This window comes from Streptomyces sp. NPDC002018, from assembly GCF_042890865.1.
Lineage (GTDB): Bacteria > Actinomycetota > Actinomycetes > Streptomycetales > Streptomycetaceae > Streptomyces.
This window is the reverse complement of the sequence record NZ_JBIASO010000013.1, coordinates 86,269-102,000: the sequence shown is the minus strand read 5'-3', so window position 1 is coordinate 102,000 and position 15,732 is coordinate 86,269. Positions and strand designations below refer to the sequence as shown.

Here is a 15,732-nt window from a genome sequence, read left to right as displayed (position 1 = left end):
AGGCGCCAGGGCCGCGCACCCGGCCTGGTCGATGACCGAGAGCGGATCGCACCCGCCGCTTCCCCGCATGGTGAACGCCGAGTGACCGGCTTCCGTCCTGTGGCCATGGACACGGCGACGGTTCGCCGACGTCGGTGATCCCTGTGTGGTGATGGGTGTTCGCAGTTGGAATGTCGTTCACGCGCAGGCCACGCCGTGTGCCGAACATCGAGGAGTAGCCAGGGGACGATCCCCGGGCGCTCCTGCCGATGGGCTCGCACTCGGGAGACCGCACCCATGACACGCATACGCTCCGCAGTCACCGCTGTCGACCGCCGTTCCTTCCTCGCCGCGACCGGCGCGGTCGGCGTCTCCGCGGGCATCGGACTGGCACTCGGCGCGGGTGGCGGCTCCGGAGAGGCCGCCGCGGCGCCCGGGGCCTCCGCGCCCGCGGTGCCGGCCCCCCGTACGCCCGTCCCGTCCACGCCCGCCGGCACACCCTCCCGCGCCGTTCCCGCGCGTACGACGCTGGAGACGGTCGCCGCGCCGCGCGACTCCTCGGCGGCCTTCCGCCGTCTGGGCGACGGGCCCGGCTGGCGCCGCGTCGTACGGGAGTCGCTGGCGGCTCCCCGGGCGGGCCGCGCCGCACGGCGTACGGTGCTCAGCTCTTTCGTACAGCTCACCGATCTGCATCTGACGGATGTCCAGCATCCGGTGCGCACCGAGTATCTGCGCTCCCAGGGAGTCTCGGGATGGCGGCCCCAGGAGGCCCTCACCGTGCCGGGCGCGGTGGCGCTGATCGAGCAGATCAACGCCGTCAAGGCCGGACCCGCGACCGGCGAGCCGCTGTCCTTCGCCGTGACGACCGGCGACAACACCGACAACAACTCCCGGGCCGAACTCGACTGGTACCTCACGGTGATGAGCGGTGGCCGTATCACCCCCAACACCGGTGACGACCGCCGGTACGAAGGGGTGCAGAACTCCGACGAGCGGCTGTTCTGGCATCCGGAGGACTCCCGCCGCGACACCGACAAGGAGTACGGCTTCCCCCGTATCGACGGCTTCCTGGAGGCCGCGATCCGCTCCGTGAACAGCCCCGGGCTGCGGCTCCCCTGGTACTCGACCGTCGGCAACCACGACAGTCTGGCCAGCGGTGCCATGGCCGACCGCAGCGGCTATCTGGCCGAATTCGCCGTCGGGGCACGGAAGCTGTACGACATCCCGGACACGGACGCCGTGAAGCTGGCGAAGATCCTCGCCAAGGGCAGCATGCCCGGCGGCGGTGAACTGATCGAACTGCTGCGCCGGTCGAGGCGCGGGATGCGCTCCGTCACCCCCGACCCGGGCCGGGCGCCGTTCGGCCCGCGCGAGTATCTGGCCGCGCATCTCGACCCGGCGCGCGGGGGCGCGGGCCCTGTCGGACACGGCTACAGCCAGGCCAATCTGGACAGTGACACGCTCTACTACACCTTCCCCATGGGCGAGAACATCACGGGGATCAGCCTGGACACCACGGACCGTGCCGGGCACTTCACGGGCTCGCTCGACACGACCCAGTTCACCTGGCTGGAGCGGACGCTCAAGGAGCACCGGGACGGTTACGTCGTGGTCTTCAGCCATCACAACAGCTGGACGATGACCAACACGCATCCCGATCCCGCCCGTCCCCGCGAGGGCCGGCACAACGGCGAGGAGGTGCTGGCGCTGCTCAACCGGCACCGTCCTGTGCTGGCCTGGGTCAACGGTCACAGCCACCGGAACTCGATCAACGCGCGCGGTTCCTTCTGGGAGATCTCCACGGCCTCGCACATCGACTTCCCCCAGCTCGCGAGGATCATCGAGATCACCGACAACCGGGACGGCACCCTGTCCCTGTTCACCACCCTGATCGAGTCGGCGGCCCCGCACCGGACGGACTTCCACGATCTGTCACAGACCGGTCTGGCCGCGCTCTACCGGGAGCTGGCGCACAACGCGCCGGGCTCCACCACTGCCCCCGCGGGCAAGCTGATGGACCGCAACACCGAACTGCTCATCACCCGCTGATCCATTGTGATCACTCGCTGATCAGACCCTGGAGCGCCGGGGCGTACAGCGCGGCCAGACGCTCCGGCGTGACCCGGGCGTTCGCGCCCTCGCGGTGCAGACTGAGCGTGGCCCCGAGGCCGAGGAGCTGCCCGACGATCAGCTCGGCCCGCACGGCGCGTTCGCGGCCGGTCAGAAGGGCCGTCAGCCGTCGGGTGATCTGCTCGGTGAAGCGTTCGCGCAGCAGGGTGCGCTCGTCGTCGTTGCCGAGGGCGAACACGACGCGCAGCAGCGGGTCTCCCCGCTGCTGCTCGCGACGGCTGCGGACCAAGGTCAGCACCATATGGTGGCCGAGCGCGTCCAGGGGCGCCGCGAAGAGCTGATCGGCCGCGGGGCCGAAGTCCGCGACGGTGTTGAACAGCCGCTCCTTGGTGCTGAAGTGCTTGACGATGAGCGAGGCACTCACCCCGGCGTCGGCGGCGATGTCCCGCAGCGTCACCTCGGCATAGGGGCGCAGGGCGAAGGCGCGCCGCGCGGCCCGCAGGATCGCGGCACGCCCCGTACCCGCCTCCGGGGAAGGTGTCCCGCCGGTCCCGCCGGCCGTCCCGCCGTCAGCCGCCCCGGCGCCGGCCGCCCCGCCATCGGCGGCTCCGTCCGCTCTCCGCCCGTTCATGTGCCCTCCTGGGCCAGCGACGCCGTACGGTCGTCCCGCCCGACGGTACCGGTGGCCTTGATCCGCTGCGGCGGCAGGCACAGCGTGACGGCCAGGGCGAGCAGCGCCGCACCGCCCGCGATGAGGAAGACCAGCAGATAGGCGTGGAGGGTGGGGGCCGTGCGGCCGTCCACCTCGAAGGTGAGACGGGTGAGCACGGCGGCGACGGTGGCGCTGCAGAACGCCTGTCCGACCGAGCGCATCAGGGTGTTGAGACCGTTGGCCGCGCCGGTCTCGGCGACCGGCACCGCACGCATCACCAGGGCGGGCAGCGCGGAGTAGGCGATCGCGGTCCCCGCCGCCACGACGGTCGCCCCGAGGATGATCGTCCAGAGCCGATGGCTGGTGAAGAAGCGCACCACATAGCCGACCGCCAGCACGGCCGAGGCGATCGCCAGCGCGGTCTTGGGGCCGTGAGCGGCGGAGATCCTCGCGGAGACCGGCGACAGCGCCACCATGGCGAGTCCGCCGGGCAGCAGACAGAGTCCGCTCACGACGATGGACGCGCCGAGCCCGTACCCGGTGCTCGTGGGTTCCTGCACCATCTGCGCGGTGGCCAGGGAGTTGGCGTAGAAGGCGAAGCCGATCAGCAGGGCGGCGACATTGGTCAGCAGGACGGCGGGCCGCGCGGAGACGCGCAGGTCGACCATGGGGGTGGGGGCGCGCAGTTCGTACCAGCCCCAGACCGCTCCGACCACCGCGGCGAGGACGAGCAGTCCGAGCGTACGGACGGATGTCCACCCCCAGGAGCCGCCCTGGGTGACCGCGACCAGCAGACAGAGCAGGGCCATGGAGAGCCCGAGGGCGCCCGGAGCGTCGAACCGGCCCCGGGTGCGCCGCGGCGACTCCGGTACGCAGAGCAGCACCAGCACGATGTCGAGCAGGCCGAGCCCGGCCGAGGCCCAGAACATGGTGTGCCAGTCGTAGTGCTCCACGACCAGGGCGGCGACGGGCAGTCCGACGGCCGCTCCGATGCCCAGCGTCGAGCTCATCAGCGCGACCGAGGACAGCACCCGCCCGGGAGCCAGCTCGTCGCGCATGATGCTGATGCCCAGGGGGACGACGGCGAGCGCCGCGCCCTGGAGCGCGCGGCCGGCGATCAGCACCCCGATCTGGGAGCTGACGGCGCAGAGCACGGAACCGGCGGCCAGCACGGCGAGGGAGGCGAGGAGCACCCGGCGCTTGCCGTACATGTCACCGACCCGGCCGAGTACGGGGGTGCAGATGGCTCCGGTCAGCAGCGTGACGGTGACCAGCCAGCTCGCGGCGGTGGGGCTGGCGCCGGTGAGCGCCGGGACATGCGGGAGGAGAGGGACGACCAGCGTCTGCATGACGGCGACGACCACTCCGCAGAACGCCAGGACGGCGACCAGGAAGCGGGGGTGGGGCGCGGCGGCGGGCTGGTGGGGCGCGGCGGCGGGCTCGGATATCGCTTCTCTCGCTTCGGCCATCTCTCTCCGTACCGACACAAAGGGGGCAGGGGCGCGTCCGGCGCGCACGGTCGGGGTGCACAGCCGTTCACCCCCAGGGTAAACACGTGTGCACCCCTGCGGCACACCAGGACCGCACCCGGTGGTCACCGGGGCGGGCACCACCCGGACGCCGGCTGTCCGAGCGACCCGGCACACTGTGAGAGGCGGTTCCCGGTCCGGCGCCCGCCCCGAACGACCGCCGTGGGAGGCACGATGGCGCTCCAGATCAGCGCGACCAACCCCGAGCAGCCCGCCGTGCTTCTCGATCTGCCGTGGAACGAGCCGCTGGACCAGTGGCCCGACGCGTGTCTGGTGGCCCTTCCCCGCGGTATCTCACGCCATGTCGTCCGCTTCGCGTCGGCGGGGCCCGAGGTGGTGGCGGTCAAGGAGATATCCGAGCGGGGCGCGGTGCGTGAGTTCGGGCTGCTGCGCGATCTGCACCGGCTCGGTATCCCCGCGGTGGACCCGCTGGCGGTGGTGACGGGACGGGTGGGCGCGGACGGCGAGCCGCTGGAGCCCGCACTGATCACCCGCCATCTCAAGGGGTCCCTCCCCTACCGCTCCATGTTCGAGTCGACGATGCGCCCCACGACCGTCAAGCGGCTCATGGACGCGCTGGCGGTCCTGCTGGTACGCCTGCATCTCGCCGGTTTCGCGTGGGGCGACTGCTCGCTCTCCAACGCGCTCTTCCGCCGGGACGCCGGGGCGTACGCCGCGTATCTGGTGGACGCCGAGACGGGGCAGATCCAGCAGAACCTGAGCCGGGGCCAGCGGGAGTACGACATCGAGCTGGCCCGGGTGAACATCGCCGGGGAGCTGATGGACCTGGAGGCGTCGGGCGCGCTCCATCCGTCCGTGGACCCGGTGCCGTTCGGCGCGGCGATCGTCCAGCGGTACGAGGACCTCTGGCACGAGGTGACACGCGAGTCGGTGTACCCGGTGGACAAGCGGCACTACATCGACCGGCGTATCCGGCGTCTGAACGATCTGGGCTTCGACGTGGCGGAGATGCAGATCGAACGCTCCCCGGTGGGCGACACGGTGACCTTTCTGCCGAAGGTGGTGGACGCGGGCCACCACCAGCGGCAGCTTCTGCGGCTGACCGGTCTGGACGCCGAGGAGAACCAGGCGCGGCGGCTGCTCAACGACCTGGAGAGCTGGATGGCCGGCGAGGAGGACTACGCGCCGGGCGATCCGCTGGGGGCCCGCCCCGAGGTGCTGGCCCACCGCTGGGTCCGTGATGTCTTCCGGCCGACGGTACGGGCCGTGCCGCTGGAGCTGCGCGGCGAGATGGACGCGGCGCAGATCTACCACGAGGTGCTGGAGCACCGCTGGTATCTGTCGGAGCGCGCGGGGCGCGATGTGGGTCTGGAGGCGACCATCGAGGACTACCTCACCCAGGTGCTGCCCCACTCGCTGAAGGCGATGGCCCCGCCGACGGCGGAGTCGTCCAACGGCCTGTCCCCCTGACGGCGTGTGGGGAGCACGAGCCACGCCTGCACCGTCACTGGAGGGCGCGTACGGCCGCCGCGAAGAGTGAGGGCATCCGGGCCGCGGCCGGGACGATCAGCCGGGCGCCCGCCCTGTGTCCGCTCACCCGGAGCAGCCCCTCCGTCAGCAGCCGGTGGCGCCGCGAGAGCCTGCGCCACTCGTCCTCGTACGCCTGCGGCCGACCCGCCCGCAGACACCGTACGGCCGCCTCCGCCGACGCCAGCGCGAGCGCGATGCCCTCGCCGGTGAGTGCGTCGACATAGCCCGCCGCGTCCCCCACGAGCAGTACCCGGCCCGCGGTACGGCCGCGCACCCGCTGGCGCAGCGGCCCCGCCCCGCGCACCGCGTTCGCGGGCTCCCCGTCCAGCAGGGAGAGCAGCCGGGGGAAGCCAGCGAGATGGTCGTCGTAGCCGCGCCGCGCCGTGCTCAGCACGGCCACCCCGACCAGGTCGTCGGCCACCGGCGTCACATACGCCTCCCCGCCCGACGACCAGTGGACCTCCACGAAGTCCGTCCAGGGCTTCATACGGTAGTGGCGCCGCAGGCCGTAGCGCCGGGGCCGGCGGTCGGGCAGGCTCAGACCGAGACTGTGCCGCACGGGCGAGTGCAGTCCGTCCGCGGCCACCAGCCAGCGGGCCCGCAGCCCGCCCGCGCTCACGCCGTCCGCGTTCTGCGCGATCTCGCCGGCCCGGCCGGTCACGAAGGTCACCCCGGCCTCCTCGGCCCGCCGGACCAGCGCCGTGTGCAGCTCCGTTCGGCGTATCCCGAGCCCGGGTCCGTCGTGGAAGGGCGCCTCGGCCCGGTGGGAGCCGTGTACGTACCGGATCCCGCGCAGCGGATGGCCGCGTGGCAGGTCGAGTCCGAGCGCGGTCAGCGCACGGACGCCACTGGGCATCACGCCTTCCCCGCAGGCCTTGTCGACCGGGGTGGCGCGCGGTTCGATCACCACCGTCTCCAGTCCCGCCAGCGTGGCGTGGACCGCCGTGGCGAGTCCGGCGGGCCCGCCGCCCACCACCAGCAGATCGATCATGGGTGCGCGCCGGCGACGGCCGTCTCCAGCGCGCGGTTCTCGCACCGTATCCGGACGGTCAGCAGCGCCGCGTTGAGCGCGGTGAACAGCAGCGCGGTGATCCAGGCGCCGTGCACCAGCGGCAGTGCCACCCCCTCGGCCACCACCGCCGCGTAGTTGGGGTGCCGCAGCATCCGGTAGGGGCCGCCCGTGACCAGCGGGAGCCCCGGCACGACCAGCACCCTGGTGTTCCAGCGCGGCCCCAGCGTACGGATGCACCACCAGCGCAGCCCCTGGGCGGCCACCACGACGGCGAGCATCGTCCAGCCGAGCGCCGGGGCGAAGGGACGGCCGGCCAGCCACACCTCGGCGAGACAGCCGACCAGCAGACCGGTGTGCAGGACGACCATCGGCGGGTAGTGCCCCCGCCCTCGCTCGACGGCGCCGCGCGCCAGACTCCAGCGCGCGTTGCGGCGGGCGACGACCAGTTCGGCGACGCGCTCCGCGCCGACGGCCAGCACCAGCACGGTGTACCAGATCATCTCTCCCCGTCCCTCCGCGCCGGTCCCGGCGGCCCGCCCGGCCCTACCACCGGAGCAGTACCAGTTCGGAGCAGAATCCCGGCCCCATGGCGAGCATCAGTCCGGCGGTCCCGGGCGGTGGCGGCCGCTCCGCCAGCGTGTCGCGCAGTACGTGCAGCACGGAGGACGAGGACAGGTTCCCCACCGCCGCCAGCGAACGCCAGGTCATGTCGAGCGCCCCGTCGGGCAGTTCGAGTGCCTCCTCGACGGCCTCCAGCACCTTGGGCCCGCCGGGATGGCACACCCACGCGGTGATGTCCTCGCGCCGCAGACCGTGCTCGGCGAGGAATCCGTCGACCTCCTCCGGGAGGTTCTTGCGTACGAGGTCGGGAACGCTCGCGTCGAGGACGATACGGAAGCCGGAACCGGTGATGTCCCACCCCATGGCCCCCTCGGTGTCCGGATAGAGACAGCTGCGGGTGTCGATGACGGTGGGACCGGCGGACCCCGCGGGCCGACGCCCGGCCCCGCAGGCCACCACGGCCGCCGCGCCGTCGCCGAAGAGTCCGGTGGCCACGAGATTGGCGGGTGACGAATCGTTTCGCTGGAAGGTGAGCGAACACAGCTCGACCGAGAGCAGCACGGCCACGTCGTCCGGCCGTCCCAGCAGGTAGTCGTGGAGCCGGGCGACTCCCGCCGCCCCCGCCACACAGCCGAGTCCGAAGACCGGCACCCGTCTGACATCGCGGCGCAGACCGAGCCGCGACACGAGGCGCGCGTCCACCGAGGGCGCGGCGATGCCCGTCACCGAGGTGAACATCAGCAGATCGACATCGCGCGGCGAGAGACCCGCGGTGGCCAGCGCCGCGCCGACGACCTCGGCTCCCAGCGGTACGGCCGCGGCGATGAAGGCGTCGTTGACCTCACCGAAGTCCTTGAGCCCCGCGTACTGGTCGAGGGGCAGGGCCGTATGGCGCGTGCGCACCCGTGCGCCGCTGTGCAGCCGGTCCAGTACCCGGCGGTCGGCGGCCTCGGGCAGGCAGACCTCGGCGACCATGTCCGTGAGGTCCTGCTGGGAGTGCTGATGCGGAGCCAGGGCTCCATGGACGGCTGCGATGCGAGTCATCTGCGGTCCGAGGTAGGGGGCGACTGACGAGCAATCCCTGCCCCCGCACCGCCGCGTCACACGCGAAGTCGCCTGTACGGCCCCGCGACAGCGATATCACGCCGGATCCGCGACAGCCGGTCCCCCACGTGACGGGTCGTCCGGCGCCGGTGCACTCGTCCGGTGGCGGCACGCTGCCTACGATGGCCGCGTGGACGCAATCGACGGGGCGCGCGCGGCCGACCGGACGGACCGTCACGCTGTACCGGATCTTCCGGGGGCGTCGGCCCTTCCCGGTGGACGGGACCTTCCCGGCCGGAGGGGAAGCACCGGCCGGGATCAGCGCGGCGGCGCACCGGGACGGTGGGCGCGCCGCACCACCGCCCTGTTCGGCGCGTGCCACCCGCTGCCGACCGCCGCGGTGACGCTGCTGGCCGCCGGACTCGCGATGGCCGCCGGACAGGACGCGGCCGGATGTCTGCTGGTGTCCGCCGCCGTGCTGACCGGGCAGTTGTCGGTCGGCTGGAGCAACGACGCCGTCGACGCGGCGCGTGACACCGCCGCCGGACGGGGCGCCAAGCCCGTGGTGCGCGGCGCCGTGGGCGCGCGGGCCGTGGGGACCGCGGCGCTCGTCGCGCTGGCTCTCTGCGTACCGCTGTCCCTCGCGTACGGGCGGCTCGCCGGTGCGGTGCACCTCGTCGGGGTGGTCGCGGCGTGGGCGTACAACGTCCGGCTCAAGTCGACCCTCCTGTCGTGGCTGCCGTACGCGGTCGGATTCGCCGCGCTGCCCGCCTTCGTGACGCTGGGTCTGCCGGGGCAGCCCCGGCCCGCCTGGTGGATCGTCACGGCGGCGGCGCTAATGGGCGTCGGCGCGCATCTCGGCAATGTGCTGCCCGACATCGACACCGATCTGGCTCAGGGCGTACGCGGCTGGCCGCAGCGGCTGGGAGCGTCCCGGACCCGGCTGCTGCTGCCCGCTCCCCTGCTCGCGGCGACGGCCCTGCTCGTGCTCGGCGGCCCGCCGGGCGCGTTCGGTGCCGCCGCCGTGGCCGTGGCCCTGGTCGCGGGGGCCGGCGGCGCGCTGATGGGCCGGCACCGGCCGAGGCTTCCCTTCCTCGCGGCGATCCTGGTAGCGGGCGTCGATGTCACGCTGCTGCTCCGGCAGGGGACGGCTCTGTCCTGAGCCGGCCCCGGCCGGTGGGGGGCCGGCCGGGGCCGGTCGGACGGTGCCGGCCAGGAGCCGGGGGAACGGTGCCGACCGGGAGCCGGGGGGACCGTACCGGCCGGCCGGACCGCGGTCAGCCGGTGGCGGCGGCCCCGGCGGCGGACGGGGCGAGCCTGCTGCGGAGGAAGGCGAGCGTGCGCTCCCACGCCGGCTCGGCCGCCTCCGCGCGGTACACCTGGGGCCGGGTGTCGTTGAAGAAGGCGTGGCCCGCCCCCGGGTAGAGCCTGAAGTCCGGGACGATGCCCGACTGGGACTCGATCGTGCTCCGGAGTTCGTCGAGGGTCTCGGGCGGCACGGTGTGGTCCTCCTCACCGTAATGGCCGAGAATCTCCGCCCGGAGGTGCGAGAAGTCCGGCATGCCGTCCCGGACGACACCGTAGAACGGCACGGCGGCGGAGACCCGCTCGTCACGGGCGGCCAACTGGAGCACGAATCCGCCGCCCATGCAGAAGCCGACGGCTCCGACCGTGTCGCCGTCCGTCCCGGGCCGCGAGAGAAGGTAGCCGACCGCGCCGGAGAGCAGTTCGACGCCCCGCTCGGTGGGCAGCTCGGTCATCATGCGCAGCGCCTCGTCGGAGTCGTGGGCGACCCGGCCGCCGAACAGGTCGGGGGCGAGCGCGACAAAGCCCTCCTGGGCGAAGCGGTCGGTGACGTCCTTGATATGGGCGGTCAGCCCCCACCACTCCTGGATGACGATGACGCCGGGGCCGTGTCCGGCGGGCGGTACGGCGAGATAGCCGTACGCGGTGCTCCCGGCACTCGGGAACGAGACGTTCTGGAAAGTGGGCTCGCTGGCCATGGACGGTGCTCCTCAGACGGTGGGCGGTGACACCGGGACCGGGTCGCCGGTGAGACCAAGATCGTAAGGAGCGGAGGGGCCGGCGTGTGCGCGCCGCTCGGTCATGTGCCGTCGCGGGGTGTCCCGGGAGCCCTCGCAGCGGTGTCCCGCGACCCGGCGCGCACCGTGGCTCCACTGCCGCGACACGATCCTTCCGGTGGCCGAACGCCCCCTCCCGGGTGAATCGAACGGGGCACGATGAGCCGACCGCCGGGGCCGGCCGGGGGCCGCCGGGCCTTCTCGGAACCCTGTCCGACGATTCGCCCCTCGCGGCCCGTTACACGCCCTTGATCAGGTCCGTTGTCCGAGCGCCCGTATCCGTCGCCGTCGTTTCAGGAGGACTCATGTTCCCCGTTCCCCGACCCGCCCGCACCCGCCGTGCACCGCGCCCGTTCACGTACGGTGGCGCGGCCCCCGGCGCGACCGTACGCCGGGCCGACGCCGAAGGCGGTGCCGACACGTGAGGCCGCCCCGCTTACGGTCCCCGCTCCGCCGCCGGTCCCCGCTCCCCGGGCCGCCCCGGCCCCGTCCGCGCTTCCGATGGGGCAGGAGGCCGTACATCCAGAACTCCCCGCCCGAGCAACTGCTCTTCGGCGGCCGGCTGAAGAGCGCCTGGGGCTGGGCCGTCCACGAGGGCGCGCCGCTGCGGACCTCGTTCTGGACGATCCTGCGGCAGATCCCCCGGCTGGTGGGCCATACGGTGTCGCTGGCCTGGCGGGCCGACCGCGCCGCGCTCACCGTCGTCGCGATCGCCCAGCTCGGACAGGCCGCGGCCACCGTCTTCGGGCTGCTGGCCACCAACCGGGTGCTGGTCAGCCTCTTCACCGCGGGCCCCACGGCGGACCGCATCGCCGAGGCGCTGCCCTCGCTGCTGCTGGTCGGCGGGGCCGGGGCGGTGGCGGCCGTGCTGCGCGCGGTCACCTTCGGCGGCACCGGCCGGCTGGAGCCGAAGGTGGAGCGACTGGCCGCGCTGACCATGCTCACCCCGGTGATCCGGGTGGAGATGGAGCATCTGGAGCAGCCGGAGTTCCACAAGATCCTCGACTCGGGGCAGCACGGCCAGACCGCCGCCCGCCAGTTGATCCAGCACACCCTGGGCATCGTCGAATCGCTGATGGCGCTGATCGCGGTCAGCGGGGTGCTCGCGGTGCTGCATCCCGTGCTGCTGCCCCTGCTGATCGCCGTCGTGGTGCCCAAGGCGTGGGGCACGGTCAGGGCGGCCCGCCGCAGCTACGAGTCGATCCAGGTGTGGATCGAGCACGTACGGCAGCAGAGCGCGCTGCGCAGGCTGCTGATCTCCCAGCAGGCGGGACCGGAGCTGCGGGTGCACGGCGCGGGCCCCTTCCTGCTGGAGCAGTTCGACCGGATGGGCGTCGAGGCCGCGGAGGAGCAGACGAAGCTCGCGCACCGGGAGGCCGGCACCGATCTGCTGACCTCGGCGCTGTCCGGGGTGACCGCCGCGGTGACCTACGGCCTGCTGGCCTGGCTGCTCACCCATGGCCATATGCCGCTCGCCTCGGGTGCCACGGCCGCGCTCGCGCTGACCAACGGCACCTCGGGGCTGCGCCGTATGGTCACCCATATCCACCATCTGTACGAGCAGTCGCTGTTCATGACGGATCTGATCAAGGCGCGGGACGAGGCCACGCTCCGGGCCATTCCCGTCGGCGGCACTCCGGTGCCGGGGCCGCCCGGACTGATCGAGTTCGACCGGGTCTCCTTCACCTATCCCGGCCGCGGGACCCCGGCGCTCGACTCGGTGTCGCTGACCATCCGCCGGGGGCAGATCGTGGCCCTCGTCGGGGTCAACGGCAGTGGCAAGACGACGCTCAGCAAACTGCTCGCCGGGCTGTATCTGCCGTCGGACGGACAGATCCGCTGGGACGGGACCGATGTCCGCGAACTCGACCGTGACCAGGTGTTCGACCAGGTGGCGCTGGTGCTCCAGGACTACCAGCGGTGGCCGTTCACGGCACGCGCCAATGTCGCCATCAGCAGGCCGTCCGAGATCCATGACCCGGAGCGGCTGGAGACGGCCGCGGCACTGGCCGACGCGCACACGGTGGTCGGGGACCTGCCACGCGGCTGGGACACGCTGTGCGAGAAGGGGTACGAGGGCGGGGTGGACCTGTCGGGCGGTCAGTGGCAGCGGCTCGCCCTGGCCCGCGCGTACTACCGGCGGGCGGCCCTGCTGATCTGCGACGAACCGACGAGCAGTATGGATCCCGCGGCCGAGATCGCCGCGTTCCAGCAGATCCGCGATCTCGCGGGCGACGGGCAGACCGTCATCCTTGTCACCCACCGGCTGCACAGTGTCCGGTCGGCCGATGTGATCTATGTCCTGGACGGGGGCCGGCTGGTGGAGGCGGGCGACTTCGCGGCGCTGATGGCGGACGAGCACGAAGGGCCGGGCCTGTTCCGGGAGTTGTTCACGCTGCAGTCGGAGCAGTACCGGACGGGCGCGCCGGCCGTGCCCGCCCAGAACGGCTCGGCGGCGGCGGACCGGGGTGACCGGGCGGGCAGCGGCGCCCCGGAAAGTACGGGGTGACTCCGGCGCGGGCACGTGGCGGCTGTCCCGGGCGTTGTCCTGGTGGCTCTGTGCACCATCTGAGGAGAGATGACGGAATGGCTCTGTGGGACCGGTTCAAGGAATCAGCCACGACGATGCAGTCGCAGCTCATGGCGAAGAAGAACGACCTGAAGAGCGGTGCCTTCCGCGACGCGAGCATGGCCATGTGTGCCCTGGTCGCCGCGGCGGACGGCACGGTCGACCCCGCGGAGCGTCAGCGGGTCGCGTCCCTGATCACCACGAATGAGGTGCTGCGGAACTTCCCCGCGGAGGATCTCCAGCGCCGCTTCGACGCGGCGCTGGACAAGCTGACCGCCGACTTCGCGTTCGGCAAGGTCGGTGTCCTCCAGGAGGTCGCCAAGGCGAAGAAGAAGCCCGCCGAGGCACGGGCGGTGATCCAGATCGGCATTGTCATCGGCGGCGCGGACGGCCACTTCGACAAGCAGGAGCAGGCCGTGGTCCGGGAGGCCTGCTACGCGCTGGATCTGCCCCCGCACGAGTTCGACCTCTGAGGGCGGACACGGCGGGGCGGTGGCCGTTCCCGGCCACCGCCCCGCACCGCTTCAGGAGCTCTTCGCGGCCCGCTCGCCGGGCGCCTGCTTCGCGGGATCCTTCTTGAAGGCCCAGGCCATCTCCGGCTCCAGGGCGAACCGGAAGATCCGCTGGAACGGTGGCGTACAGAGCAGGGTGACGAGAACGGCGGCGGCGACCGAGACGACGACCGCGCCCACGGGCCGGTGCATCCACGCCGGGTCGTACCAGCCCCAGGTCCCCGCGCTCTGGACGACGAACCCGTGCAGCAGATAGCCGCAGAGCGTGCCGGCTCCCAGCGCCGTGACCCACAGCCGCCGGCCGGGCACCCAGGCGAAGAAGCAGGCGGTCAGCACGAGGGAGCAGCCGAAGAGCGCGAAGGTCATCAGCACCCCGGTCCACCACGGCACCCCCAGTTCCTCCGCGCTGTCACGGTGGAAGAACCAGGCCATGTTCATCCGGGTGACGGCCCAGTAGGCGAAGACCAGGGCGAGGGCGAAGACCGGTACGGCGATGATCCGCACCGCGCGGCGGCGGACGAGCAGGAAGTGCTCACGCTTCAGCACCATGCCGAGCACGAAGAACGGCAGGAACTGAAGGATCCGCTGAAGATCCAGGTCGTTGCCGATCTGGGGTGAGGTGGTGGCCAGCGCGGCGATCGCCAGAGCGAGCGGCAGCGGCCAGCGCACCAGCCGCCAGATGGGCGCCGTCATCCGCCAGATGAACAGCGCGAGCAGGAACCAGGTCAGGTACCACGGGTCGATCAGACTGATCGGCATGTCCGAATCGTCCGTGGTCCAGCGGTGGAAGAGGCTGTAGGCGACCTCGAACACGATGTACGGGACGGCGATGCCCGTGATCAGCCTGCGCACCCGGTCGGGCCGGAAGTCGAAATTCCGCGAGAAGTGACCGGAGATGATGATGAACGCCGGCATGTGGAAGGTGTAGACGACGATATAGACCGCCGAGACCGCACGGCTGCCGCTCCGCAGCGGCTCCCACGCGTGCGCCACGGCGACCAGGACGATCGCCAGATACTTGGCGTTGTCGAAGAAGGCGTCCCGGCTCTTGGCCGCCGGGGCCGTACGCGCGGCGGCCGGGGCCTGTGCCGAGGCGCCCGACACGGCCCGCGCCGACTGCTCGGTGATCTGCGTCATAGCGCCTCCCCGGGGGAACCTGGGGCGACGGGAACGCCTCTTGGCGGAGTGGTGGGAGGAATCAGCGGAGCGAACATTCAAGGCACCCTAACGAGTACGTCAACCAGGCGTTAACCCGGGTGTCACTCCCCGGCCGCCCTCACCCGCCGCCCCGGGGCCCCCGGACATCTGTCCGCGTACGCACCAGTTCCTCCGCGAGCTGTTCGATCCGGGTCCGCCAGGCGGCCAGCGCGGCGTCCGTGTCGAGGTCCTCGGGGCCGGTCTGGACAAGCACGAGCCGGGCGCCGTGCCCCGTACCACCCATCAGCTCCCAGGTGACCGTTCCGTGCTGCCGCCAGCTGTAGGTGAGCGAGTTCGGCGCCCGGACCTCCGTGACGGGGCCCGCCGGGGCCTTCTCCGTGGTGAAGCCCTCGGGGGCGGGCAGCCCTGCCACCGGCTCCATACCGGCCGAGAGGACGGCCCAGACCGTCTCGGCCGGCCGTACGAGCTGGCGTTCGAAGCGGATCCGGCTGCCGCCCTCGGCCCGCTCGGCGCCGCCCCGGTCGAGACCGAACCGTTTCACGTAGGACTCGTGCAGCGCGCCGCTCCGGTCGTGCACGGTCCCGATCGGCCCCGCGGCGGACAGAGTGGCGTCGGAGGCGGCGTCGGAGGGAGCGGAACCCGAAGGGGAAACAGCGCCCGGAGGAGCGGAACCCGAAGGAGCCGGGTGGTGGGGCAGGTCGTGCGGGGTGTCTCCTCGCGGCGCGTCGCCGTGCGGATCGGTGTTCATGGGGAGTCGTCCTCCGTCGCGTCGAGATGCCGTTCGAGCGCGTCGAGCGCGCCGGACCACAGATGCCGGTAGTGGGCGAGCCAGGCGTCGAGTTCCGCGAGCGGCTCGGGCCGCAGTTCGTACCAGCGGCGCTGGGCCTCCTGCCGGACCCCGACGAGACCGGCTTCGCGCAGCACCCGCAGATGCTTCGAGGTGCCGGGCTGACTCAGCCCGAGCCGCTCCGTGAGCTGTCCGACCGTGTGGGGACGCTCCAGGAGCAGATCGAGGATCTTCCGCCGGTTCGGTTCCGCGAGAACGTCGAACGGTATGGGCATATCCGGAACATA

14 protein-coding genes are annotated in these 15,732 nt (G+C 72.3%); 5 read left to right on the top strand and 9 right to left on the bottom strand.

Annotated elements, in window-relative coordinates:
- Window positions 1-276 precede the first annotated feature (276 nt).
- The gene (locus ACFYYH_RS22235; RefSeq protein ID WP_388553669.1) at window positions 277-2,028 is read left to right on the top strand and encodes a TIGR03767 family metallophosphoesterase; all 1,752 of its coding nucleotides are present in this window, start codon (window positions 277-279) and stop codon (window positions 2,026-2,028) included.
- 10 nt (window positions 2,029-2,038) lie between these two features.
- Here ACFYYH_RS22235 and ACFYYH_RS22230 read toward each other — a convergent pair whose 3' ends face one another.
- Both ACFYYH_RS22230 and ACFYYH_RS22225 read right to left on the bottom strand, forming a co-directional pair.
- Window positions 2,039-2,680 (bottom strand): TetR family transcriptional regulator, encoded by a 642-nt coding sequence (locus ACFYYH_RS22230; protein ID WP_388553667.1) that lies wholly within the window; start codon window positions 2,678-2,680, stop codon window positions 2,039-2,041.
- Complete coding sequence (locus ACFYYH_RS22225) at window positions 2,677-4,188, bottom strand: MFS transporter (protein WP_388553665.1); 1,512 nt, start codon at window positions 4,186-4,188, stop codon at window positions 2,677-2,679. Before ACFYYH_RS22225 ends, ACFYYH_RS22230 begins: the two co-directional genes overlap by 4 nt.
- Before the next feature lie 216 nt (window positions 4,189-4,404).
- On the opposite strand from ACFYYH_RS22225, the gene ACFYYH_RS22220 reads away from it, so the two are divergent.
- Window positions 4,405-5,661 carry a DUF4032 domain-containing protein gene (locus tag ACFYYH_RS22220; protein ID WP_388553663.1) on the top strand — a complete coding sequence of 419 codons (1,257 nt, stop codon included), beginning with the start codon at window positions 4,405-4,407 and terminating at the stop codon, window positions 5,659-5,661.
- A gap of 34 nt (window positions 5,662-5,695) precedes the next feature.
- Here ACFYYH_RS22220 and ACFYYH_RS22215 read toward each other — a convergent pair whose 3' ends face one another.
- Genes ACFYYH_RS22215 through ACFYYH_RS22205 form a run of 3 tightly spaced genes read right to left on the bottom strand, consistent with a single transcriptional unit; the run spans window position 5,696 to window position 8,338 of the window.
- Complete coding sequence (locus ACFYYH_RS22215; protein ID WP_388553661.1) at window positions 5,696-6,712, bottom strand: NAD(P)/FAD-dependent oxidoreductase; 1,017 nt, start codon at window positions 6,710-6,712, stop codon at window positions 5,696-5,698.
- Entirely contained in the window at window positions 6,709-7,233 is a 525-nt protein-coding gene (locus ACFYYH_RS22210; RefSeq protein WP_388553658.1) for an isoprenylcysteine carboxyl methyltransferase family protein, read from the bottom strand. The genes ACFYYH_RS22215 and ACFYYH_RS22210 overlap by 4 nt, the downstream gene beginning before the upstream one ends.
- Window positions 7,234-7,276: 43 nt before the next feature.
- On the bottom strand, window positions 7,277-8,338 hold the full coding sequence (locus ACFYYH_RS22205; RefSeq protein WP_388553656.1) for a type III polyketide synthase: 1,062 nt from the start codon (window positions 8,336-8,338) through the stop codon (window positions 7,277-7,279).
- Window positions 8,339-8,528: 190 nt separating this feature from the next.
- Between ACFYYH_RS22205 and ACFYYH_RS22200 the strand changes: the two genes are divergently transcribed.
- Entirely contained in the window at window positions 8,529-9,500 is a 972-nt protein-coding gene (locus ACFYYH_RS22200; RefSeq protein ID WP_388553653.1) for a UbiA family prenyltransferase, read from the top strand.
- Window positions 9,501-9,615: 115 nt separating this feature from the next.
- On the opposite strand, the gene ACFYYH_RS22195 is transcribed toward ACFYYH_RS22200, so the two are convergent.
- Complete coding sequence (locus tag ACFYYH_RS22195; protein WP_388553650.1) at window positions 9,616-10,341, bottom strand: dienelactone hydrolase family protein; 726 nt, start codon at window positions 10,339-10,341, stop codon at window positions 9,616-9,618.
- Window positions 10,342-10,840: 499 nt separating this feature from the next.
- Here ACFYYH_RS22195 and ACFYYH_RS22190 point away from each other — a divergent pair, with 499 nt between their 5' ends.
- Together ACFYYH_RS22190 and ACFYYH_RS22185 are read left to right on the top strand one after the other, a co-directional pair.
- Window positions 10,841-12,928, top strand: coding sequence for an ABC transporter ATP-binding protein (locus ACFYYH_RS22190; protein WP_388553647.1), 2,088 nt, complete (start codon window positions 10,841-10,843; stop codon window positions 12,926-12,928).
- A gap of 77 nt (window positions 12,929-13,005) precedes the next feature.
- Complete coding sequence (locus ACFYYH_RS22185) at window positions 13,006-13,461, top strand: tellurite resistance TerB family protein (RefSeq protein WP_388553644.1); 456 nt, start codon at window positions 13,006-13,008, stop codon at window positions 13,459-13,461.
- A gap of 51 nt (window positions 13,462-13,512) precedes the next feature.
- Here the strand turns inward: ACFYYH_RS22185 and ACFYYH_RS22180 are convergent, their stop codons facing one another.
- The 3 genes from ACFYYH_RS22180 to ACFYYH_RS22170 all read right to left on the bottom strand — a co-directional run bounded on the left by ACFYYH_RS22180 (window position 13,513) and on the right by ACFYYH_RS22170 (window position 15,720).
- Window positions 13,513-14,637, bottom strand: coding sequence for an acyltransferase family protein (locus ACFYYH_RS22180; RefSeq protein ID WP_388553641.1), 1,125 nt, complete (start codon window positions 14,635-14,637; stop codon window positions 13,513-13,515).
- A gap of 139 nt (window positions 14,638-14,776) precedes the next feature.
- Window positions 14,777-15,406, bottom strand: coding sequence for a hypothetical protein (locus tag ACFYYH_RS22175; protein WP_388553639.1), 630 nt, complete (start codon window positions 15,404-15,406; stop codon window positions 14,777-14,779).
- Window positions 15,403-15,720: an ArsR/SmtB family transcription factor gene (locus ACFYYH_RS22170; protein ID WP_388553636.1), complete on the bottom strand. Its 318-nt coding sequence runs from the start codon at window positions 15,718-15,720 to the stop codon at window positions 15,403-15,405. The genes ACFYYH_RS22175 and ACFYYH_RS22170 overlap by 4 nt, the downstream gene beginning before the upstream one ends.
- Between the last annotated feature and the right edge of the window lie 12 nt (window positions 15,721-15,732).